The sequence below is a fragment of the Streptomyces sp. NBC_00370 genome, assembly GCF_036084755.1.
Lineage (GTDB): Bacteria > Actinomycetota > Actinomycetes > Streptomycetales > Streptomycetaceae > Streptomyces.
This window is the reverse complement of sequence record NZ_CP107968.1, coordinates 1,643,210-1,665,367: the sequence shown is the minus strand read 5'-3', so window position 1 is coordinate 1,665,367 and position 22,158 is coordinate 1,643,210. Positions and strand designations below refer to the sequence as shown.

20 protein-coding genes and 1 riboswitch are annotated in these 22,158 nt (G+C 71.7%); of the genes, 15 read left to right on the top strand and 5 right to left on the bottom strand.

Features of this window, described 5'->3' with window-relative positions:
• Window positions 1-56: 56 nt before the first annotated feature.
• The gene (locus OHS57_RS06980; protein WP_328581384.1) at window positions 57-989 is read right to left on the bottom strand and encodes an LLM class F420-dependent oxidoreductase; all 933 of its coding nucleotides are present in this window, start codon (window positions 987-989) and stop codon (window positions 57-59) included.
• Window positions 990-1,194: 205 nt separating this feature from the next.
• Between OHS57_RS06980 and OHS57_RS06975 the strand changes: the two genes are divergently transcribed.
• A complete protein-coding gene (locus OHS57_RS06975; RefSeq protein WP_443043060.1) occupies window positions 1,195-2,364 on the top strand; it encodes a glycoside hydrolase family 6 protein in 1,170 nt (389 codons plus the stop codon).
• Window positions 2,365-2,385: 21 nt separating this feature from the next.
• On the opposite strand, the gene OHS57_RS06970 is transcribed toward OHS57_RS06975, so the two are convergent.
• Window positions 2,386-3,600: an MFS transporter gene (locus OHS57_RS06970; RefSeq protein WP_041991712.1), complete on the bottom strand. Its 1,215-nt coding sequence runs from the start codon at window positions 3,598-3,600 to the stop codon at window positions 2,386-2,388.
• Between the two features lie 127 nt (window positions 3,601-3,727).
• On the opposite strand from OHS57_RS06970, the gene OHS57_RS06965 reads away from it, so the two are divergent.
• The 11 genes from OHS57_RS06965 to OHS57_RS06915 all read left to right on the top strand — a co-directional run bounded on the left by OHS57_RS06965 (window position 3,728) and on the right by OHS57_RS06915 (window position 13,911).
• On the top strand, window positions 3,728-4,909 hold the full coding sequence (locus tag OHS57_RS06965; protein WP_041991713.1) for an ROK family transcriptional regulator: 1,182 nt from the start codon (window positions 3,728-3,730) through the stop codon (window positions 4,907-4,909).
• A gap of 77 nt (window positions 4,910-4,986) precedes the next feature.
• Window positions 4,987-5,117, top strand: a riboswitch (FMN riboswitch).
• Between the two features lie 143 nt (window positions 5,118-5,260).
• The gene (gene ribD, locus OHS57_RS06960; RefSeq protein ID WP_328581382.1) at window positions 5,261-6,418 is read left to right on the top strand and encodes a bifunctional diaminohydroxyphosphoribosylaminopyrimidine deaminase/5-amino-6-(5-phosphoribosylamino)uracil reductase RibD; all 1,158 of its coding nucleotides are present in this window, start codon (window positions 5,261-5,263) and stop codon (window positions 6,416-6,418) included.
• Window positions 6,419-7,027 carry a riboflavin synthase gene (locus tag OHS57_RS06955; RefSeq protein WP_328581381.1) on the top strand — a complete coding sequence of 203 codons (609 nt, stop codon included), beginning with the start codon at window positions 6,419-6,421 and terminating at the stop codon, window positions 7,025-7,027. It abuts the gene before it with no gap.
• Window positions 7,024-7,677: a nicotinamide mononucleotide transporter family protein gene (locus OHS57_RS06950; protein WP_041991717.1), complete on the top strand. Its 654-nt coding sequence runs from the start codon at window positions 7,024-7,026 to the stop codon at window positions 7,675-7,677. Before OHS57_RS06955 ends, OHS57_RS06950 begins: the two co-directional genes overlap by 4 nt.
• Window positions 7,674-8,963, top strand: a complete 1,290-nt coding sequence (locus OHS57_RS06945) for a bifunctional 3,4-dihydroxy-2-butanone-4-phosphate synthase/GTP cyclohydrolase II (protein ID WP_041991719.1) — start codon at window positions 7,674-7,676, stop codon at window positions 8,961-8,963. Before OHS57_RS06950 ends, OHS57_RS06945 begins: the two co-directional genes overlap by 4 nt.
• 72 nt (window positions 8,964-9,035) lie before the next feature.
• The gene (gene ribH / locus OHS57_RS06940; RefSeq protein ID WP_041991721.1) at window positions 9,036-9,521 is read left to right on the top strand and encodes a 6,7-dimethyl-8-ribityllumazine synthase; all 486 of its coding nucleotides are present in this window, start codon (window positions 9,036-9,038) and stop codon (window positions 9,519-9,521) included.
• A 61-nt stretch (window positions 9,522-9,582) separates the two neighbouring features.
• The gene (locus OHS57_RS06935; protein WP_041991725.1) at window positions 9,583-9,855 is read left to right on the top strand and encodes a phosphoribosyl-ATP diphosphatase; all 273 of its coding nucleotides are present in this window, start codon (window positions 9,583-9,585) and stop codon (window positions 9,853-9,855) included.
• A gap of 78 nt (window positions 9,856-9,933) precedes the next feature.
• Complete coding sequence (gene hisG, locus OHS57_RS06930) at window positions 9,934-10,782, top strand: ATP phosphoribosyltransferase (RefSeq protein ID WP_041991727.1); 849 nt, start codon at window positions 9,934-9,936, stop codon at window positions 10,780-10,782.
• Complete coding sequence (locus OHS57_RS06925) at window positions 10,782-11,237, top strand: PH domain-containing protein (RefSeq protein ID WP_041991729.1); 456 nt, start codon at window positions 10,782-10,784, stop codon at window positions 11,235-11,237. Before hisG ends, OHS57_RS06925 begins: the two co-directional genes overlap by 1 nt.
• 182 nt (window positions 11,238-11,419) lie before the next feature.
• A complete protein-coding gene (locus tag OHS57_RS06920) occupies window positions 11,420-12,793 on the top strand; it encodes a hemolysin family protein (RefSeq protein WP_041991731.1) in 1,374 nt (457 codons plus the stop codon).
• A complete protein-coding gene (locus tag OHS57_RS06915) occupies window positions 12,790-13,911 on the top strand; it encodes a hemolysin family protein (protein ID WP_041991733.1) in 1,122 nt (373 codons plus the stop codon). Before OHS57_RS06920 ends, OHS57_RS06915 begins: the two co-directional genes overlap by 4 nt.
• Before the next feature lie 36 nt (window positions 13,912-13,947).
• Here OHS57_RS06915 and OHS57_RS06910 read toward each other — a convergent pair whose 3' ends face one another.
• Both OHS57_RS06910 and OHS57_RS06905 read right to left on the bottom strand, forming a co-directional pair.
• Window positions 13,948-15,873, bottom strand: a complete 1,926-nt coding sequence (locus OHS57_RS06910) for an AAA family ATPase (protein ID WP_328585014.1) — start codon at window positions 15,871-15,873, stop codon at window positions 13,948-13,950.
• A gap of 344 nt (window positions 15,874-16,217) precedes the next feature.
• Window positions 16,218-16,847, bottom strand: a complete 630-nt coding sequence (locus OHS57_RS06905; RefSeq protein WP_328581380.1) for a uridine kinase family protein — start codon at window positions 16,845-16,847, stop codon at window positions 16,218-16,220.
• A gap of 185 nt (window positions 16,848-17,032) precedes the next feature.
• On the opposite strand from OHS57_RS06905, the gene OHS57_RS06900 reads away from it, so the two are divergent.
• Together OHS57_RS06900 and OHS57_RS06895 are read left to right on the top strand one after the other, a co-directional pair.
• Window positions 17,033-18,415 (top strand): peptidase C39 family protein, encoded by a 1,383-nt coding sequence (locus OHS57_RS06900; protein WP_328581379.1) that lies wholly within the window; start codon window positions 17,033-17,035, stop codon window positions 18,413-18,415.
• A gap of 158 nt (window positions 18,416-18,573) precedes the next feature.
• Window positions 18,574-19,281, top strand: a complete 708-nt coding sequence (locus tag OHS57_RS06895) for a TetR/AcrR family transcriptional regulator (protein WP_443042848.1) — start codon at window positions 18,574-18,576, stop codon at window positions 19,279-19,281.
• Window positions 19,282-19,334: 53 nt separating this feature from the next.
• Here OHS57_RS06895 and OHS57_RS06890 read toward each other — a convergent pair whose 3' ends face one another.
• Window positions 19,335-20,612 (bottom strand): glycoside hydrolase family 18 protein, encoded by a 1,278-nt coding sequence (locus OHS57_RS06890; protein WP_443042847.1) that lies wholly within the window; start codon window positions 20,610-20,612, stop codon window positions 19,335-19,337.
• A 343-nt stretch (window positions 20,613-20,955) separates the two neighbouring features.
• On the opposite strand from OHS57_RS06890, the gene OHS57_RS06885 reads away from it, so the two are divergent.
• A complete protein-coding gene (locus tag OHS57_RS06885; RefSeq protein WP_328581377.1) occupies window positions 20,956-22,128 on the top strand; it encodes an acyl-CoA dehydrogenase family protein in 1,173 nt (390 codons plus the stop codon).
• Window positions 22,129-22,158 lie beyond the last annotated feature (30 nt).

Here is a 22,158-nt window from a genome sequence, read left to right as displayed (position 1 = left end):
GGCACCGGGCGACCGGTCAGGGCCCGGCCGGAGCAGGGCCCTGACCGGCCGCAGGCTCAGACGCCGGCCGCGCGGACGCCCGCGTACACCTCGGCGGCCACGTCCACCAGCTCCTGCGCGTCGCGCATCGTGGTGGACAGGTCGATCAGCAGCTCGGTGACTCCGTCGACCTGCGCGTGTGCCACGACGTCCTCGACGATCTGGCCCGCGCTCCCCTGGAACGGCTGCCGGCCCGCACCCTCGAACGGCTTCGCGCTGTACACGGAGTTGGCCCGGACGCAGACCTCCAGCGGCCGTTCACGGCCGCGCTCGGCCGCGACGTCCCGCACCGTGCGCAGCTCCTCCGCCAGCTTGTCGGCGCCCAAGCCCACGGGCATCCAGCCGTCGGCGCGGTCGACGAGCCGGCGCACGGCGGGGCCGCCGCCGGCGGCGAGGAAGACCGGAATCGGCCGGGCGGGCTTGGGGCCCACCTCGGCGGGCGCGATGGTGGTGAACTCGCCCTGGTACGCGACCGGGTCGGGGCCCCAGACGGCGGCGAAGACGTCGAGCAGCTCGTCCAGGGCCGCACCGCGCTTCTCGAACGGCGCAACGGAGGCCGCCGCGTACTCGTCCAGCGACCAGCCGGTGCCGATACCGGCGACGGCGCGGCCACCGCTCGCCGCGTCCAGCGTGGCGAACGTACGGGCCAGTTGGAACGGGACGTGCAGTGGAGCCACCAGCACGCTGGTGCCCAGCCGGACCCGCTCGGTGACGGCGGCGGCCAGGGCGAGCGTCACCATCGGGTCGGCCACGCCGCGGTAGTGGTCGGGCCAGGCCAAGCCGGGTACGCCGTACAGGCCTTGGGTGGCGGGCGTCGGGAAGAGAATGCGCTCGAAGACCCACAGGCTTTCGTAGCCGGTGTCCTCGGCGGCCCGCGCGACGGTGGTCACATCATGGGCCAGGTCGTACTGATGCATCTGCGGCAGTCCGAGACCGAGTTTGAGCGGCATAGGGGCACTCCTTCGTGCGGGTGAAGAGGAGAACCACCGTAGGCCAATGGGTTGTTGAGCGCTCAACCGACCGGCTGTAACAGGACACCCGGCGCCGCGGCCCCGACGGACTCCGCTTTCCGCACCTCGGATGTCACGCACGCGACGTAAGCTCCCGGAAAGTCACCTCATGCCGGAAAGTCACCCGACGAGGGAGAAGTGCATGGTGTCCGGTCCGCGCGGGGGACGCCGCGCAGAACGGCTCGAACAGCGCAGGGCCGGCAGGCGCCGGGCCGCGCTGGTCGCCGCCTCCGCCGTCGTGGCCGCGGGCGCGCTCGTCGGGACGCTGGTCGCCACGGGCGGGCCGGGGCCGGGGCGTGCGGACACGGCGAGTTCCGCTTCCCGTGTCGCTCCCGCGCCTTCGCTCCCGCCCCTTTCGCCCTCACCGGTCGCCACGGAGCCGTCCCCCTCGCCGTCGCCCACGGCCTCGCCGTCGAAGAAACCGGTCAAGCGCCCCGCCCCCAAGGCGCGCCCGGCGACCGCGCTCTACCGCCATCCCGACACCCAGGTCCGCGAGTGGGTCGGCGCGCACCGCGACGACCCGCGCCGACCGGTGATCGAGTCCCGGATCGCCGCGCGGCCCGAGGCGGTCTGGTTCGACGCGTACGACCCCGGCTCGATCACCGGCGAGGTGCGGTCCGTCACGTCGCGCGCCGCGGCGGCCGGCCGGACCGCGGTGCTCGTGCCGTACGTGATTCCGCAACGCGACTGCGGGGGCGCCTCGGACGGCGGTGCGCCCGATCTCGCCGCCTACGACGGGTGGATACGGAACTTCGCGCGCGGCCTCGGCTCCCGCGAGGTCATCGTGATACTCGAACCCGACGCGATCGCCGAGAACGAATGCCTCGACGCGGCGCAGCGCGCCGCCCGTTACGCCTCATTGGCACGGGCCGGCCGTACGCTGCACGCCGCCGACCCTGCGGCGAAGGTGTACTTCGACGGCGGCCACTCCGGCTGGAACTCCGCCACGAAACAGGCCGGTCTGCTGCGGGCCGCCGACGCCGCCGGGAGCAGCGACGGCATCTTCACCAACGTGTCCAACTTCCACCGCACGACCGACGAGGCGCGGTACGCACGCGCGGTGCTCGCCGCGCTCGGCGGCCCCGCACGGCTCGGCGCCGTGATCGACACCAGCCGCAACGGCAACGGCGCGCCGCCGGGGGACCAGTGGTGCGACCCGGCCGGCCGGGCGCTGGGGCAGGCGCCGACGACCCGGACCGGCGAGGCCCGGATCGACGCCTATCTGTGGGTCAAGTCGCCGGGTGAGTCGGACGGTTGCAAGGGCGCGGCCGGATCGTTCACCGCCGACTACGCCTACGAGCTGGCCACCGGCTGAGCGCGATGCGCGAGGGCCGGGTTACTTCTGCGGGCTCTCCAGCGCGCCGGGCAGGGCGGCGTCGGCGATCTTCGCCGTGCGTCCCGCGCGCAACACGCCCGCGCCCGCGACGAGTCCGAAGGTCAGCAGCGTCACCAGGCCGAACGACGTGGTCAGGGACGTCGCGTTGGCGATGCCGCCGATCGCCGAAGGGGCGACGAGCCCCGAGGTGTACGTGATGGTGGCGACCCCGGCGATGGCCTGGTTGGCGTTCGGCCCGCTGCGGCCCGCCGCCGCGAAGGCCAGTGGTACGACCACGGCGACGCCGAGCCCGATGAAGGCGAAGCCGGTCATGGCGAGCGCCGGATTCGGCGCCGTCACCACCAGCAGACCGCCCGCGGCGGCGAACACCCCGCCCACCCGTACGGTCTTCACCGCGCCGAACCGGTCGACCACCCGGTCCCCGGCGATCCGGGTGATGGCCATGGTGAGCGTGAAGGCGGTGGTCGAGGCCGCCGCCAGACCGGGGGAGGTGTGCAGCACGTCGCGGAGATAGACCGCAGACCAGTCGAGGCTCGCGCCCTCGGCGAACACCGCGCAGAACCCGATCGTGCCGATGATCAGCGCGCTCTTCGGCGGCAGCGCGAAGCTGGGCGGCGCGTCGGCCTCCGGTGCGCTGCGGACGTCGAGCACGCCCTGGCAGAAGATCAGTCCGAGCGCGGTGAGCACGAGCGCGGCCAGCAGGTGGTGCAGCCGTGCGTCGCTGCCGAGATGCGCGGCGAGCGCACCCGAGGCCGAGCCGATCAGCGCGCCCGCGCTCCACATCCCGTGCAGCCCGGACATGATCGACTTACCGAGCCGGTTCTCGGTCTCCACCCCGATGCCGTTCATCACCACGTCCGACATCCCGGACGTCGCGCCGTACACGTACAGCGCCAGACAGAGCGTGACGAGGTTCGGGGAGAGCGCGGGCAGGATCAGCGCCAGGGTCCACAGGGCGAGCAGGATGCGCAGCGCGGCGCGGGCGCCGAGCCGGTGACCGATCGTGCCGACCAGCGGCATCGCCGTCACCGAACCGATGGCGGGGAAGGCGAGCGCGAGCCCGAGCTGGCCCGCGCTGACCCCGGTGTGGTCCTGGATCCAGGGGATACGGGTGGCGAAGCTGCCGGTGACGGCGCCATGGACGCAGAACACCGCGGCCACGGCGAACCGCGCCCTCCGCAGCCGCTGCCTGTTGTCGACCGCTTCCTTCGTCATTTCGTTCCGTCCTCCCCCTGAGAAGCGTGTGGCGCACGCCTGGTCCCCGTTGCGATGCGTAAACTATCAGGAAGCCTGCCTGATAAATAGCGCGTTAATGCGCCAGGGACGTGGAAGGATCGCCGCCATGGCCGCATCCCCGAGTACCGCCCGAGCCATCAACGACCGGCTCGCCCTGCGACTGTTCCAGCAGGAAGGGCCGCTGACGGCAGGTCAGCTCAAGGTGCTGACCGGCCTCTCCCGGCCCAGCGTCGCCGATCTCGTGGAACGGCTCATCGAGTCGGGGCTGATCCAGGTCGTGGGCGAGACCGGTGACCGGCGGCGTGGCCCGAACGCGCGCGTGTACGGGATCGTCGCCGACCGGGCCCATCTCGCGGCCCTCGACGTCCGCACCGGCAGCGTCTCCGTCGTCGTCGCCGACCTGCTCGGCAGCACGCTCGCCGAGGCGGTCCTGCCGATCGACAGCGGTACGGGCGGCGAGAGCGCCGTCGAACAGGCCGTCGCCGTACTGGAGCGCACCGCCGCCGAAGCGGGGGCGGCGCCGCTGCACAGCGTGGGCATCGGCGCGCCCGGCCTCGTCGACCCCGCGACCGGCGAACTGCGCGACACCACCGGGCTGCCGGCCTGGCACCGCAGCCTCGTCGCCGCCCTGCACAAGCGGCTGCCCGCCACCGTCCTCGTGGAGAACGAGACCAATCTCGCCGCCCTCGCCGAACAGCGGCTGGGCGCCGCGCGCGGCCTGGACACCTTCGTCCTGCTCTGGCTCGGCCACGGCGTGGGCGCCGCCGTCATGCTCGACGGGAAACTCCGGCGCGGCATCTCGGGCGGCGCGGGCGAGGTCGCCTTCCTGCCGGTGCCCGGCACCTCTCAACTGCCGTCGGCGATCTCCTGCGAAGGCGGCTTCCACAGCCTGGGCGGCTCGGTCGCCGTCTGTGAACTCGCCGTGAAATACGGCCTGTCCGCGCTGCCCGGGGCGCGGCAGGAGCCGCCGGCCGCCGCCTTCGTACGGGCCGCACGCGCGGCGGGAGCGGCGGGCGACCCCTTCCTCGACGCGCTCGCCGACCGGCTGGTCGTCGGCGCCGCGGCGGTCAGCGCCGTACTCGACCCGGGCCGTGTCGTGCTCGCGGGCGAGACCGGCCACGCGGGCGGCGAGGATCTGGCCGCCCGCGTCGAGGCCAGGCTCGCGCTCATGTCCCCGCTGCGCACCGAGGTCAGAGCCGGGTCGCTCGGCGGGGCCGCCGTGCTGCGCGGGGCGCTGCTCACGGCGCGCGACGCGGCGCAGGACGCACTGTTCGCGCCTGCCGGGTGACCGCCTGTGATCCAGTGCACAGACCACCACCCGTATGGCCGACGATCAGACGTGGCACACTGGGTGCGTACCAGAAGCAGCGCACTCCGGGGTCGGTGTAATTCCGAACCGGCGGTTACAGTCCGCGACCCGTCCGCAGCCAGCGGCCGGTTGACCAGGTGAGATTCCTGGACCGACGGTGAAAGTCCGGATGGGAGGCAGTGCGCGGCGAGTCGGCATCGGTACGCCGCCGCAGGCGGACCGTCCTCGGACGGTCCCAGTCACCGGACCTGGCGTTGCCGTGGTTGTCTCGTTTTCTCTGTCGTCATCGACAGGCCCCGGAGTCCGTGCCCGAAGAGGCAGGAGGACCCGGTGGCCGACCAGGCCGACATCGCCGCCATGCACCGAGCCGTCGAGCTCGCCGCCCGTGGCCTCGGCTCCACCAGCCCCAATCCGGTCGTCGGATGCGTGATCCTCGACGCCTCGGGCCGCCTCGTCGGCGAGGGCTACCACCAGCGGGCCGGCGGACCGCACGCCGAGATCCACGCGCTGCGCGCCGCCGGCGACCGGGCCAGGGGCGGCACCGCGTACGTCACCCTCGAACCCTGCAACCACACCGGCCGCACCGGGCCGTGCGCCCAGGCCCTCGTCGAGGCCGGCGTCGCCCGCGTCCAGCACGCGGTCGCCGACCCGAACCCGCAGGCCACCGGCGGCGCCGACACCCTGCGCGCCGCCGGGGTCAGCGTCGGGTGCGGGCTGCTCGCCGAGGAGGCCGAGGCCGGCAACATCGCCTGGCTGACGTCCGTACGGCGCGGCAGGCCCTTCGTCCGCTGGAAGTACGCGGCGACGCTCGACGGCCGGATCGCGGCGGCCGACACCACCAGCCGCTGGATCACCGGACCCGAGTCGCGCGCCGACGTGCACCGGCTGCGCGCCGAGGCCGACGCCGTGATCGTCGGCTCGGGCACCGCCCGCACCGACGACCCGCACCTCGCCGCCCGTGACATCGAGGGCGCCGTCCAGCCGCTGCGGGTGGTCGTGGACACCGAGGCCACCGCCGTACGCCCCGGTGCCCGGATCCTGGACGACACGGCGGCCACCCTGATCGCCGTCGCCGAGGACGCCGACCTCAGCGCGGCCGGCCACCTCAAGGACGTCGTCCGGCTGCCGCGCGCCGCCCGCGGCCTGTCCGTACCGGCGCTGCTGGCGGTCCTGTACGAGCGCGGTGTGCGCTCCGTACTCCTCGAAGGCGGCCCGACCCTGGCCGGCTCCTTCGTCGCCGCGGGCGCCGTCGACCAGGTCGTCGGCTATCTCGCCCCCGTCCTGCTCGGCGCCGGACCCCACGCGCTCGGCGAGGCCGGAATCACCACGATCGGCGACGCGTTGCGACTGCGGATGACGGAGTCCGTACGCGTCGGCGCGGATCTGCGGATCACCGCGACCCCGGCCGACGCCACCGAACCCCACGCCACAACCGCGCGGCCCACAGCCGCGCACGCCACAACCGACCACGCCACGAAGGAGATCTGAGTGTTCACCGGAATCGTCGAAGAGCTGGGTGAGGTCACCGCCGTCGACAACCTCGGCGACTCCTGTCGGTTCCGGCTGCGTGGCCCGTTGGTGACCGACGGCGCGAAACACGGCGACTCGATCGCCGTCAACGGCGTCTGCCTGACCGTCGTGGACCTCGCCGACGGCGAGTTCACCGCCGACGTGATGGCCGAGACCCTGAACCGCTCCAGCCTCGGCGCCCTGACGACCGGCTCCCGGGTCAACCTGGAGCGGCCCATGGCCCTCGGCGGCCGGCTCGGCGGGCACATCGTCCAGGGCCATGTCGACGGCAGGGGCGCCGTCGTGGAGCGCAAGCCCTCCGAGAACTGGGAGATCGTCAAGATCTCGCTCCCCGCCGAACTCACCCGCTACGTCGTGGAGAAGGGCTCCATCACCGTGGACGGCGTCAGCCTCACGGTGGTCGACGCGGGACCCGACTACTTCACCGTCAGCCTCATCCCCACCACCCTCGAAGCGACCACCCTCGGCATCAAGGGGCCCGGCGACCCGGTCAACCTCGAAGTCGACGTCATCGCGAAGTACGTCGAGCGGCTGCTCGGCGACCGAGCCGAGGAGTCCGCCCCGTGAACACCGTCTCGTGGCTGAACAGCGAGGCCTTCACCGCTTTCGGCCAGCACATCCTCTGGTCCGACATGATCGGCAACACCATCGGCCTGATCGCGCTCGCGCTCGGCTGGCGCCGCTCGATCTGGACCTGGCCCGCGCAGTTCGTCTCCGGCGTCATCCTCGTCGCCGCCTACGCCCAGGCCAACCTCAGCGGCGGCATCGGCAAGCAACTCCTCGTCATAGGCGTCGCGCTGTGGGGCTGGCGGCTGTGGCAGCGCGGCAGTCGGCAGGCCCAGGACGGGGCCATCGCCATCCGCTTCGCGAGCTGGCGCGAACGCGGTCTGCTCGCCGGCGGCACGGCCGTGGGCACCCTCGCCGTCGGCGGACTGTTCGTCGCCGTTCCCGAACTGTCCTGGAATCCCTGGCCCGACGCGTACATCTTCGTCGGCACGCTCGCCGCGATGATCGCGCAGGCGCGCGGGCTCGTGGAGTTCTGGTTCGCCTGGCTGCTGGTCGACGTGGTCGGCGTACCGCTCGCGTTCAACAGCGGACTCGCCTTCTCCGGTCTTGTGTACGTGATCTATCTCGCCCTCGTCCTGTGGGGGATGCGCGACTGGTGGCTGCGCTCGCGCCGTAGCACCACCGTGGCTCTGGAAGGAGCAGCAGCATGACCGCACTGCCCACCTGGTATTCCACCGACAACGTCGAGGACCTGGCCCTCGACCCGGTCGAGCAGGCCATCAGGGACATCGCAGCGGGCCGCCCCGTGGTGGTCGTCGACGACGAGGACCGCGAGAACGAGGGAGACCTGGTCATCGCGGCCGAGAAGGCCACCCCCGAGATCGTCGCCTTCATGATGAGCGAGTGCCGCGGACTGATCTGCGCCCCCATGGAGGGCGACGAACTCGACCGGCTCGAACTGCCGCAGATGGTCGACCACAACACCGAGTCCATGCGCACCGCCTTCACGGTCTCCGTCGACGCCGGGTCCGCCCACGGCGTCACCACCGGCATCTCGGCCGCCGACCGGGCCACCACCCTGCGGCTGCTGGCCGGCGGCGCCGCCCAGGCCGGCGACTTCGTCAGGCCGGGCCATGTCTTCCCGCTGCGCGCCCGGCCCGGCGGTGTGCTCGTACGCAACGGACACACCGAGGCGGCCGTCGACCTCGCCCGGCTCGCGGGACTGCGCCCGGCGGGCGCGATCGTGGAGATCGCAGGCGAGGACGGCGTGATGCTGCGCCTGCCCGAACTGATCCCGTTCGCGCGCAAGAACGGCCTGACGATCATCTCCATCGAGGACCTGGTCGCCTACCGCCGCACCTCGGAGCCGACCGTACGGCGCGAGGCGCAGGTCCGGCTGCCCACCGCCTTCGGCGAGTTCACCGCGTACGGCTACCGCTCCACGGTCGACGGCGTCGAGCATGTCGCCCTGGTGCACGGCGACATCGGCGACGGCGAGGACCTGCTCGTACGGGTCCACTCCGAATGCCTGACGGGTGACATCTTCAGCTCCCAGCGCTGCGACTGCGGCCCGCAGTTGCACGCCTCCATGGAGCGCGTCACCGAGGAGGGCCGCGGCGTCGTCGTCTATCTGCGCGGCCACGAAGGGCGTGGCATCGGGCTGCTGTCGAAGCTGCGCGCCTACGAACTCCAGGAGCAGGGCCGCGACACCCTCGACGCCAATCTGGAACTCGGCCTGCCCGCCGACGCACGCGACTACGCGGCGGGCGCGCAGATCCTCGACGACCTCGGCGTGCACAGCCTGCGGCTGATGACCAACAACCCGGAGAAGACGGCGGCGCTCGTCAGCCACGGCCTGACGGTCACCGGGCGCGAGCCGATGCCCGTACAGGCAGGCGAGCACAACCTCCGCTATCTGCGCACCAAGCGGGACCGGATGGGCCACGACCTGCCCTGGCTCGACCCCGCGGGCGCCGCCGCCTGCGGCAACCAGTAAGCACCGCGCGACCACTTACCACCACAGAAGAACCAGTAACCACCACCGAAGACAAGAGCACCGAGGAGAGACGTGAGCGGCAAGGGCGCACCCGAACTGAGTGTGAAGAACTGCGGCGATCTGCGAGTCGCCGTGATCGCTGCGCAGTGGCACGAGAAGGTCATGGACGGCCTCGTGGACGGCGCGCTGCGCGCCCTGCACGAGCTGGGCATCGACGAGCCGACGCTGCTGCGCGTCCCCGGCAGCTTCGAACTCCCCGTCGTGGCCAAGGTGCTGGCCGGCCGGGGGTACGACGCCGTCGTCGCCCTCGGCGTCGTCATCCGGGGCGGCACCCCGCACTTCGAGTACGTGTGCCAGGGCGTCACCCAGGGCCTCACCCAGGTCTCGGTCGACACCGGCGTCCCCATCGGCTTCGGCGTCCTCACCTGCGACACCGAGGAGCAGGCGCTGGACCGCGCCGGTATCGAGGGGTCCCGCGAGGACAAGGGGCACGAGGCGGTCACCGCCGCCGTCGCCACGGCCGCCACGCTGCGTACCGTCGCCGAACCCTGGCGTTAGGTCCCGGCGTCAGGACCTGGCGCCAGGACCCCTCCGTAAGCCGCGTAAAGTAAGCGTCACCATGCCGAAGAAGACGTTCGAGGAGCTCTTCACCGAGCTCCAGCACAAGGCCGCGACCGCCGACCCCGCCACCTCCCGCACCGCGGAGCTGGTGGGCAAAGGCGTACACGCCATCGGGAAGAAGGTCGTCGAAGAGGCGGCCGAGGTGTGGATGGCAGCGGAGTACGAGGGCAACGACGCCGCCGCCGAGGAAATCTCGCAGCTGCTGTACCACGTCCAGGTGATGATGGTCGCGCGCGGGATCTCCCTCGACGACGTCTACGCCCATCTCTGAGCACCGCCGCCACCGCACCCTCCCGCGTCCCCGCCACAGCCCCGTCGCCACCCCTTCGCACCAAAGGAAGCCGATCTCATGCTGCGCATCGCCATTCCCAACAAGGGTTCACTCTCCGGGCCTGCGTCGGCGATGCTCCATGAAGCCGGCTACCAGCAGCGCAAGGAATCCAAGGAACTCGTCCTCGTCGACCCGGAGAACGACGTCGAGTTCTTCTACCTCCGCCCCCGCGACATCGCGATCTACGTCAGCTCGGGCCGGCTCGACATCGGCATCACGGGCCGCGACCTGCTGCTGGACTCCGGCGCCGACGCCGAGGCGATCCTGCCGCTCGGCTTCGCCCGCTCCACCTTCCGCTACGCCGCCAAGCCCGGCACGGCGACCGGCCTCGCCGACTTCGGCGGGATGACCGTCGCGACCTCGTACGAGGGCATCGTCGCCAAGCACCTCGCGGACAACGGGGTGGACGCCGCCGTGATCCACCTCGACGGGGCCGTCGAGACCGCCATCGAGCTGGGCGTCGCGCAGGTCATCGCGGACGTGGTCGAGACCGGTACGTCGATGCGTAACGCCGGACTCGAAGTGATCGGCGAGCCGATCATGACCTCGGAGGCGGTCGTCATCCGCCGCACCGGCGCCGACGGAGACCAGCCCAAGGTGCGCCAGTTCCTGCGCAGGCTCCAGGGCGTCCTGGTGGCCCGCAGCTACGTGATGATGGACTACGACTGCCGCGCCGAGCACCTGGAGCGCGCCGTGGCCCTCACCCCCGGTCTTGAGTCACCGACCGTCTCCCCGCTGCACAACGAGGGCTGGGTCGCCGTCCGCGCGATGGTCCCCGCCAAGGAGGCACAGCGGATCATGGACGATCTGTACGAGCTGGGCGCCCGCGCCATCCTGACCACCGCCATCCACGCCTGCCGCCTGTGATGAGCGACCAGCCGGGGGCGCCCGCCCTGCCCGTCACGTTCCGGCCGACCCGCACCCGGGTCGTGCTGCTGAGCGTCGGTGTCGTCCTGTTCGCCGTGATCACGGCCGTCTCGCTGCTCCTGGACAAGGTGCGCCCCGCGGAACGGCTGAGCTTCATCGTCACGGCCGCGCTGTTCTGCGCCGTGCTCGCCGTGCTCAGCCGGCCCAAGGTCGTCGCCGACGAGACCGGCGTCACTGTCGTGAATCTCACCCGCACCCGGCGCCTCGCCTGGGCCGAGATCCTGCGGGTCAATCTGCGCCAGGGCGACCCGTGGGTCTTCCTCGACCTCAGCGACGGCAGCAGCATGCCGGCGCTGGGGATCCAGCCCGGGATCGCCAGGCAGCACGCCATCAGGGACGCCCGCGCCCTGCGCGCGCTCACCGAATCGCACGGCACGGGAACAGAGACCGGCTGAGCCCCTGACGCCCACGCCGCCGACTTGATTACTCTGTTGGCACGGGCGCCGAAGTGCGCCCCGCCCCGCACCCACGGCCGCGACCGGCCGGCGGGGCACCTGCGACCCGAGGAGTGACTCCCTCCAGCAATGGACGGATCGTCCGGTAGTACCTGCGCCGCCCCCTTCGAAGAGGCGGCGGCATGACCATCCCCCTTCTGCTGCTCGCCGCGGCACTCCTGCTGATCCTCGCCAACGGCTTCTTCGTGGCGGCGGAATTCGGCCTCGTCACCGTGGACCGGCCGGACGCCGAGCGTGCCGCCGCCGCCGGTGACCGGCGCGCCCTGACCGTCGTCAAGGCGCTGCGGGAACTCTCCTTCCAGCTCTCCGGCACCCAGCTGGGCATCACCATCACCTCGCTCGTCGTCGGCATGCTGGCCGAGCCCGCGCTCGCGAGCCTGCTCGACGGACCGCTCACGGCGACCGGGCTGCCCGAAGGGGCGGCGTCCGGGATCGCGGTGGTGATCGGCATGCTGCTCGCCTCCGCCGTGCAGATGGTGATCGGCGAGCTCGTACCCAAGAACTGGGCGGTCTCGCGACCGCTCCAGGTCGCCCGGTTCGTGGCCGGACCGCAGCATGTCTTCACCGCCACGTTCCGGCCGCTGATCTCCCTGCTCAACACGGTGGCCAACCGGCTCGTCCGGATGCTGGGCGTCGAGCCGACGGACGAGCTGGACTCGGCCCGTACGCCCGGCGAACTGGTCTCCCTGGCCCGCCACTCGGCCCAGGCGGGCACCCTCGAACAGGACACCGCCGACCTGTTCGTACGCACCCTCTCGCTCGGCGGGCTCACCGCCCAGCACGTGATGACCCCCCGGGTGAAGGTGAGCGCCCTGCAGTCCGACGCGACGGCGGCGGACGTCCTCAACCTCACCCGGGCCACCGGGCTCTCCCGCTTCCCCGTCTACCGCGAACGCATCGACGAGATCGTGGGCATGGTGCATCTCAAGGACGCGCTCGCCGTACCCGAGACCGAACGGCTGCGGACCCCGGCGGGCCGGATCGCGGTGCCCGCGCTGCTGGTGCCCGAGACACTGCCCGTGCAGCAGCTGCTCGCGCGGCTGCGCAGCGAGCAGCCGATAGCCGTCGTGGTCGACGAGTACGGCGGTACGGCCGGCGTCGTCACGCTGGAGGACATCATCGAGGAGCTGGTCGGCGAGGTGCGCGACGAGCACGACGCCGAGGGCGACGGGCGGCCCGAGCTGGCGCCCGCGCCGTCCGAGGACGGCAGCCCCGCCTGGGAGGCCTCCGGCAGCGCCCGGGTGCCCGTCCTGCGGCGGATCGGCCTCGACGTCCCCGACGGGCCGTACGAGACCCTGGCGGGCCTCGTCGCCGACCTGCTGGGCCGGATCCCCGCCCCCGGGGACCGCGCCGAGCTGCCCGGCTGGCGGCTGTCGGTACGCCAGGTCGACCGGTACCGCGCCGAGCGCGTCCGGCTGGTCCGTATCGGTGACGTGGCGGCCGACGCCCGTACCGAGAACGACGACGTACGCGCCACGGCGGGGAGTGTGCGATGAGCGCCCTGCAACTCCTCTTCGCCGTGCTGCTGGTCCTCGCCAACGGGTTCTTCGTGGGGGCCGAGTTCGCTCTCGTCTCGGTGCGCCGCAGCCAGATCGAGCCGCACGCGGCCCGTGGCTCGGCGCGTGCCCGGCAGGTGCTGCACGGGCTGGAACATCTGCCGCAGATGATGGCGGCGGCCCAGTTCGGCATCACGATCTGCTCCCTGACGCTCGGCGCCGTCGCCGAGCCGACGGTGGCGCGGATGCTGGAGCCGCTGTTCCACGCGGCCCGGCTGCCGGACGGTGTGGTGCACCCGCTGGGCTATGTCATCGCGCTGGCCCTGGTGGTCTCGCTGCATCTGGTCATCGGTGAGATGGTCCCCAAGAACCTCGCCATGGCGGCCCCCGAGAAGACCGCGCTGTGGCTCAGCCCCGGCCTGGTCGGCTTCGCCCGGCTCTGCCGTCCCGTCACCGCCGCGCTGGGCGCCTGCGCCCGGCTGGTGCTGCGGGCCTTCCGGGTCGAGCCGAGGGACGAGGTGGAGGCCGTCTTCACCAGCGAGCAGCTCAACCGGCTCGTCGAGGACTCGGGCCAGGCGGGACTGCTCGAACCTGAGGCGCAGGAACGCCTGGAGGACGCCCTGGAGCTGGGCAGCAGGCCCGTCACCGATGTGCTGCTCACCCGGGCGGGACTGATCACGGTCACCCCCGCGGTCACGCCACGGGAGATCGAGGAGCTGACGGTACGCACCGGCTACTCGCGCTTCCCGGTGTGCGCCGAGGGCAACGGCGCCTTCATGGGCTATCTGCACGTGAAGGACGTCCTGGACCTGGAGGAGCGGGAGCGCGCCGTGCCGCAGCACGTCTGGCGGCCGATGGCGACGCTGCGGGCCGAACTGCCGCTGGACGACGCCCTGACGGTGATGCGCCGCGCCGCCACGCACCTCGCGCAGGTCGCGGACGGCTCGGGCCGGGTGCTCGGCCTGGTCGCCCTGGAGGACGTCCTGGAGATGCTGGTCGGTGAGGTGCGCGACCCGTCGCACCGGGACGGCGAGCCGCAGCAGGCCGTCGTCAGCGAGCAGCGTGCCGACCAGCCCGGGCAGCGCGCCGACCAGAGCGAGCAGGTGCTGGCCGGCTGAGGTCTGGCGCCGTGTGGCCGTGGGTGCCCGCCGGGATCACAGTCCCGGCGGGTCCTGCGGCCGGTTGACCGGGCCGCGCCCGGACAGCACCTCGCCGTACGCCTGCATCAGGTCGGGCAGCCGCAGGGTGGCCAGGTCGTCGCGGGTGGGTGTGCCGGTGTAGCCGGAGAGCCGCAGGTCCCGGTAGGCGCAGCTCTTCTCGTACAGCGTGCGGATGAACCGGCCGTTGCCCAGCTCGTCGATCCAGGCCTGGTCGACGACATGGCCGCTGATGGAGCGCAGCTCGTCCACCGACTCCTCGTCCCACACGTCGCCGTTCTCCGCCGCCAGCACCTCGCCTATCGCGGTCAGTTCGAGCGGCCGGTAGCTGGGGAAGTCGACCCGGCTGGTGAAGCGGGAGGAGAGCCCGGGGTTGGTGGCGAGCAGCCGGTCCATGCCCTCCGGGTAGCCGGCGAGGATCACCACGAGATGGTCCCTGCTGTCCTCGGCGCGCTTGAGCAGCACCTGAAGGGCCTCGTCGCCGTACGCGTCGCCCTTGCTGTAGCCGGAGTTGGAGAGGCTGTACGCCTCGTCGACGAAGAGCACCCCGCCGATCGCCGAGTCGATCAGCTCGTTCGCCTTGACCGCGGTCTGGCCCAGGAACTCGCCGACCAGATCGGCCCGTTGGGCCTCCACCAGATGGTCGCCGCCGAGCAGGCCCAAGGCGTAGAAGACCCGGCCGATGATGCGGGCGACGGTGGTCTTGCCGGTGCCGGAGGGGCCCGAGAAGACAAAGTGACGTTTCGGCGGCTGTACGGGCAGTCCCTCGCCCGCCCGCAGCCGGGCCATGTTCAACTGCGCGGAGAGCGCCTTGACCTGGCGCTTCACCGGTTCGAGTCCGACCATCCGCTCCAGCTCCGCCAGTGCGTCGGCGAGCAGTTCCGGGTCGGTGGGGCCTTCGGGGAACCGTGGGGGAGCGGCGTGCCGGTTCGGCGGGCCCGTCTTCTCGCGTATGTCGTCGGGGGTGACGGCGGTGGGTCCCACGCCGCCGAGCGGGGGCTGGAGCGGCGGCGCCTCACCCCCGAACCGCGTGTCGCCGCCGAGCGGGTTGTCGGTGTCGCTCTGCGCCTCCACCACGTCCTGGCCGAAGCCGGCCAGCGCCACCGAGGCGAGTCCTGCCGGGTCGTCGGGGTCGGCCGGGTCGTACGAGGTCTCGTACCCGTCGGAGTCGTTGATCGCGGCGAGCCGGGCCGCCGTGTCCATGAAGGCGGGATCGAGCCGGTGCACCGCACGGTAGAGGGGTAAGGCCGCGGCGCTGCGGCCGGTGCCCTCATGGGCGCGGGCCAGCCAGTAGCGCAGCTCCTTGCGCTGCGGCTGCTCGCTGCGGCAGCGCATCAGCGCGGTCGCCAGCAGCGGCTCGGCCTGCCCGAACATGTCGAGTCTGACCCGGGCCATCCCGCCGAACAGCCCGGCCTCGGTGCCGAGCAGCGGGTCGTCGACGAGCGGTTCGGTGTGGCGGACCAACTGGTCCCAGTCCTTGACGAGATAGGCCCGGCAGGCGTGCAGGAAGCGCACCTGCGGATCGGCGTCCACGGGCGGCAGCCCGGCCAGCGCCCGGTCCAGCTCGGGGACATGGCGCCCGTCGAGCCAGTGCGACGCGTGGGCGAGCAGCAGGTCGCGCCCGCTCTCCAGCACCGGCTGCACCCACCAGCCGAGCCAGTACCAGGAGTTGAGGGTGCGCCGGTGCCGGGCGCGCTGTTCGCCGAAGCGGTCGCGGTTGCTGTACATGCGCAGCAATGCCGTCGTGGTGTCGACGCGCAGCGCGTGCAGTCCGAGCCAGCCGTCGGCCATCGCCGGATCGAGCCGGACGGCGGTTCTGAACTCTTCCTCCGCCTGCGGGTACGCGCCCATCGTGTACGCGTCCACGCCGCGCATCCAGGCGAGGTCGGCCGGGCCTCCCACGCCCTGCGAGCCGATGTTCATCTGGTCCCCCACCGAAACACCTCTTCGCGGACGGGAATTGACCGCACCGGGATGCATCGTACCTGCGCAGGGGGTGTGCGACTAAGGGAGCGTGGGACCCCGCTGAGCACTCCGGCGGTGACCCAAAGTGATCAGAAAGGAGTGTGTGGCGCCGGAAAAGGGGCGTTGAGGGCAGAACGAAGCCCCCGATCACGGGGGAACAACCGGGGGCTTCGCGTCTGCGGCGGCTCCGAAAAGCCGCACATTGAGAACGTAAGACCTGTCCGGCCCCTCGGTCAAGCGGAGTTGGCGCACTCGCCCGGCTGATTTCCGACTGCTCAGTATGGAGCGAAGGGCTGATCACGTTACGTGATGCCGCTGTGCTCTCCTGGTGTCACATCGGTTCCCGAAGACACCACATATCCCTCTGGTGTCTCCCGTACCAGGGCATCGGCGAAGGATACGGACGGATCGGCCGCGAAATGGCTTGTCTCCGCCCTGATCCAGCCGTCCCAGAAAGCGGACTGCTCGGGTCCGTCCCGGCGCATGCCGCGCTGCCAGGACGCCTGGGCGTCCCGGTCCATCCAGAAAAGACGGGCGAGCAGCGGCCGCAGCGCCCGGCGCCCGGCACCGACCCCCTCGACGAGTATCACCGGCGCGGGCGCCAGGGTGCGTGGGGGGAGGAACCGGCGCGCGGTCCAGTCGTACGGCGCGTACCGCGCGCTCGCGCCCCGCGAGAGCGGGCCCGTCACCTGCTCGGCGAACCGGTCGGTCCAGTCGAAGAGCTGTTCGTGGCTGGCGAGGTCGTCCAGGCGCAGGACAGGGGCGCCGCCGAGGGCGGCCGAGAGGCGGTCGGCGAAGGTGCTCTTCCCCGACCCCGCGTGCCCGTCCACCGCGACGAGCCGCACCGGACCGCAGGACGGCGGCAGGGCGCGCAGGGTGTCGCCCAACCGGGTCAGATCGGTCGGGGCCGGCGCTTCCTTCGGGTCGTCCATTCGGCCTACTTTACGAGGCATCGCAGGTCACGCCAGTGGTCGAGACCAATATTGCTTTTGGTGAGTCGTCGCCTTTCGCTGGCAGAAGACGGCCCCGAGCGGCAATAGTTGAGCACGGCCGAACCGGCGATTGACCAGTTGTCACCCGCCCGCCCGTCACCCTTCCGTCTCCGACCGGGGGTCACATGACCACGCCCACCTCCCGCAGAACCGTCCTCGCCGCCGCGATCGCCACGGTGGCCGCAGCCGCCACCGCCGCCTCCGTCCCCGCGGCCTCCGCCGCCCCCTCGCACAGCGCCGGCGGCGGCCCCGGCCCCCGCCCGCGCGCCAAGGCCCTCGTGGACAACGGATTCTGGACCTCGTACGCCGACTGGCACGCCGGCGCCGCCGACGGCACCCGCGCGGTGGCCGCCGCCCGGCCGGGTCTCGTGCTCTCCACCCCGGCGGGCCGCAGCGACTACGCGGACCCGCACACCGGGAAGACGGCCAGCTGGGAGTACGGCACCTGGACCTCGCCGGTGCACCGCTCGGCCGTGCCCGCGACGGAGGTGATCGCCTCCTGGAACGCCGAGACTCCGGCCGGCACCTGGCTCCAGGTGGAGTTCCAGGGCAGCTACTCCGACCGGACCAAGACCCCGTGGTACGTGCTGGGGCGCTGGACGTCCGGCGACACCGACGCCGACATCCGGCGCACCTCGGTCGACGGGCAGAGCGACGGCCGCAGCAGCATCTGGACCGACACCTTCGCCGTGGACGACGCGACGACGGGGCTGCGCGTCGTGTCGTACCAGCTGCGGCTGACCCTCTACCGCAAGCCCGGCAGCGGGCTCACCCCCACGGTCCACCGCCTCGGCGCGATGGCCTCGGACATCCCCGACCGGTTCACGGTCCCCGCCTCCAGCCCCGGGCTCGTCCGCGAGCTGCCGGTGCCGCGCCTCTCGCAGGACATCCACGCGGGGCAGTATCCGGAGTACGACGGCGGCGGTGAGGCGTGGTGCAGCCCCACCAGCTCGGCGATGATCATTCAGTACTGGGGCCGCGGCCCGTCCGCCAAGGACCTCGCCTGGGTCAATCCGGAGTACGCGGACCCCCAGGTCTGCCACTCGGCGCGCTACACGTTCGACTACCAGTACGACGGCTGTGGCAACTGGCCCTTCAACGCCGCCTACGCCGCCACGTACAAGGACATGAGCTCGGCCGTCACCCGGCTCGGCTCGCTCGGCGACGTCGAGACGCTGGTCGGCGCCGGTATCCCGGTCATAACGTCACAGTCGTTCCTGGAGAAGGAGCTGACCGGGTCGGGCTACGGCACGTCCGGCCATCTGATGACCGTCATCGGCTTCACGGCGGACGGCGACGTGATCGCGAACGACCCGGCGTCGCCGGACGACGACGCGGTGCGCAGGGTCTACCGCCGCCATGAGTGGGAGACGATCTGGCTCAGGACCAAGCGGTACAACGCGGCGGGAGACGTCGTCTCCGGCACCGGCGGTGTCTGTTACGTGTACTGGCCGACGAACCCGACGGCCGCGCAGCGCCGCGCGCTGCGCAAGGTCGGTCTGCTCTGACGGGGACCGGCCGACTTCCGACCCCGTAGGCCGGTGGTCGGCGTGCTCAGGCGCGTCGGCCACCGGCGGGTGTCCGCGGGTAACCCCTTGTGAGCCGTGCCCGGCCTCTCTGCCATACTGCGTTGATTCTGTGGCAGCCCGGAGACCAGGATGCGAATTTGAGTCGTTCTCAACAGCGTGGCGAATCCGCACGATCGCAACTGCGGCGCTCCGAACTGATCGCGACGGGGCGGAAGTTGTTCGCCGACACGTCGTACGACGCGCTGTCGATGGATGACATCGCCCAGCACGCCGGGGTGGCCAAGGGGCTGATCTACTACTACTTCAAGAACAAGCGCGGCTATTACCTGGCCATCGTCGAGCACTCCGTCGGCGAACTCGTGATGCTGGCGGCGAGCGAGCCGGGACTGCCGCGCACCGAGCGGATCCAGCGCACCGTCGAGGCCTACCTCCGCTTCGCGCAGGAGAACGGCGCCGCGTACCGCACCATCATCAACGGCGGTGTCGGCTTCGACACCCAGGTCCAGGCCATCCGCGACGCCGTGCGGACGGAACTGGTCTCGACCCTCGCCGAGGGCGCCTACGGCCACCGTGACATCCCGCCCATCGCCCGGCTCGCGCTGCTCGGCTGGCTCAGCAGTGTCGAGTGGCTCACGCTGGAATGGCTGGGTCACCAGGAGATCGAACTGGCCGTCCCGCGTGATCTGCTGGTGCGGATGCTGCGTCATACGCTCAACACCATCGAGGAGTTCGCGCCGGAGTGCCCCGCACCCCCGCCGGACCTCGCCTGGCGGCCGTACACCGGCCGTGAAGCGGTGCCGGCGGAGGCCGCAGGGGCCGCGGAGGCCGATCCGCCCGGTGCATGACACCGGGCGGGAAGCCGCCTCACGGCTCCCCGCCCGGGTCGGCTGTGCGTGGGTCAGCCGATGGCGTTGATCAGCTCGCCGTTGGCGGTGTCCCCGCTGAGCTCCCAGAGGAACGTGCCCCCCAGGCCCTGCTGGCTCTCGTACTGCAGCTTGCCCGCGATGGTCTCGGGCGTGTCGTAGCTCCACCACTCGTTGCCGCAGAAGGCGTAAGCGGTACCGGCGACCGTGCCGTTGGCCGGGCACCTGTCCTTGAGGACCTTGTAGTCCTCGATACCGGGCTCGTACGTGCCGGGCGCCGCGCCCGTCGCCGTGCCGCCCGGCTCCTTCTGGGTGACCCCGGTCCAGCCGCGGCCGTAGAAACCGATGCCGAGCAGCAGCTTCTCCGACGGGATGCCGAGGCCCTTGAGCTTCGTGATAGCGGCGTCCGAGTTGAAGCCCTCGGTCGGGATGCCCTCGTACGACGTGAGCGGCGAGTGCGGGGCGGTCGGGCCCTGCGCGCTGAAGGCGCCGAAGAAGTCGTACGTCATCGGGTTGTACCAGTCGAGGTACTGGGCCGCGCCCGCGTAGTCGGTGGCGTCGATCTTGCCGCCGTCCGAACCGTCGGCGGTGATGGCGGCCGTCACGAGGTCGGAGCCGAAGGCGCCGCGCAGCGCCGACGCGACGTTCTTGAACGCATCGGGACCGCTGGTGTCGCAGCTCAGCCCGCAGGCGTTGGGGTACTCCCAGTCGATGTCGATGCCGTCGAAGACATCGGCCCAGCGCGGGTCCTCGACCAGGTCGTGGCAGGACTGGGCGAAGGCGGCCGGGTTCTTGGCTGCCTCACCGAAGCCGCCGGACCAGGACCAGCCGCCGAAGGACCAGAGGACCTTGAGCCCGGGGTGCAGCTTCTTCAGCTCGCGCAGCTGGTTGAAGCTGCCGGCCACCGGCTGGTCCCAGGTGTCGGCCGTGCCGTCCACGCTCTGGTCGGCGGTGTACGTCTTCTGGTAGTCGGCGTAGGCGTCACCGATGGCGCACTTGCCGCCGGTCACGTTGCCGAACGCGTAGTTGATGTGGGTGAGCTTGTCGGCGGAGCCCGACGTCTCGATGTTCTTGACGTGGTAATTCCGCTCGTACACGCCCCAGTCGGTGAAGTAACCGACCACCTTGTTGCCGGCGGCTGCGGGCGCGGCCGCCGCAGCCGGTGCGGCGGCGGGGGCGGCGCCGGCGGGCGCGACCTGCGCGGACGCGCTGCCCGCTCCGGAGAGCAGGGCCAGGCCGAGCGCGGCGGTACACGCGGTGGCCAGCAGCGCCCGGCCCCGGGCGCGGGGGCGGATGTGGGGGAATCTCAGCACGGGGTCTCCTCGTGGGGGAGGAAGAAGCACATGACTTGGCATGGGCACGAAAGTTGTTCCGATGGACGTTAGAAGGACTAGACCAGTGAGTCAATGGTTCGGACCAATCCGTTCGCCACTTCCGGCGCGGCCCGCGCGGACGGCCGACCGGTGACGTATGGCGGCCGATCGGGCATACTCGACGCGCCACAGCCGCTGGTCAGCATCTTCCGCGATCCGGGAGGGCAGCATCGGCCGGGGAGAACATCGGCCCGGGGACATCCCCGGGCCCCAGTCGGCGCCGCCGCCCTACCCTGCGCGTGCGGACAGCCGTAGCGTCCCGAACAGGGAGGAGAGCGCAACCATGTCCGACCGCGCACCGCAGCCGGTGGATCGTCAGTTGCCCACCGAGGAGTCCCGCGACCTCGTCACGCTGACCCGCGAGATTGTCCAGCGCGAGATCGCGCCCACGGCGGCCGACGAGGAGGAAGCCGGCCACTTCCCACGCCAACTCTTCACCCTGCTCTCCGAATCGGGACTGCTGGGCCTGCCCTACGACTCCGCCCACGGCGGCGGGGACCAGCCCTACGAGGTCTACCTCCAGGTACTCGAAGAACTCGCCGCCGCCCGGCTCACCGTCGGCCTCGGCGTCAGCGTGCACTCCCTCGCCTGCCACGCCCTCGCCAACTACGGCAGCAAGGAGCAGCAGAGCGAGCATCTGCCCGCGATGCTCGGCGGCGGCCTGCTGGGCGCGTACTGCCTCTCCGAGCCCGCCTCGGGCTCCGACGCGGCCTCGCTGCGCACCAAGGCCGTGCGCGACGGCGACGACTGGGTCATCACCGGCACCAAGGCGTGGATCACCCACGGCGGGATCGCCGACTTCTACACCGTGCTCGCCCGCACCGGCGGCGACGGCGCCCGGGGCATCACGGCCTTCCTGGTGCCGGGCGACGCGGCGGGGCTCGAAGCCGCCCTACCCGAGAAGAAGATGGGGATGAAGGGCTCGCCCACCGCCCAACTCCACTTCGACGGCGTACGGGTGGCCGACAGCCGCCGGATCGGCGACGAGGGCCAGGGATTCGCGATCGCGCTGTCCGCCCTCGACTCGGGCCGGCTCGGCATCGCGGCCGCCGCCGTCGGACTCGCCCAGGCGGCGCTGGACGAGGCCGTCCAATACGCCACGGGGCGTGAGCAGTTCGGCAGACCGATCGCCGACTTCCAGGGGCTGCGCTTCCTGCTCGCCGACATGGCGACCCGCGTCGAGGCCGGACGCTCGCTCTACCTCTCCGCCGCCCGGCTGCGGGACATGGGCCGGCCGTTCTCCCAACAGGCCGCCATGGCCAAGCTGTTCTGCACGGACACGGCGATGCAGGTCACCACGGACGCGGTGCAGGTGCTCGGCGGCTACGGCTACACCACCGACTTCCCGGTGGAGCGCTACATGCGCGAGGCCAAGGTGATGCAGATCGTCGAGGGCACCAACCAGATCCAGCGCATGGTGATCGCCCGTCATCTGGTGGGGCCCGAGACACACTGAAACCACCGACGGCACCCATGTCATGACGAA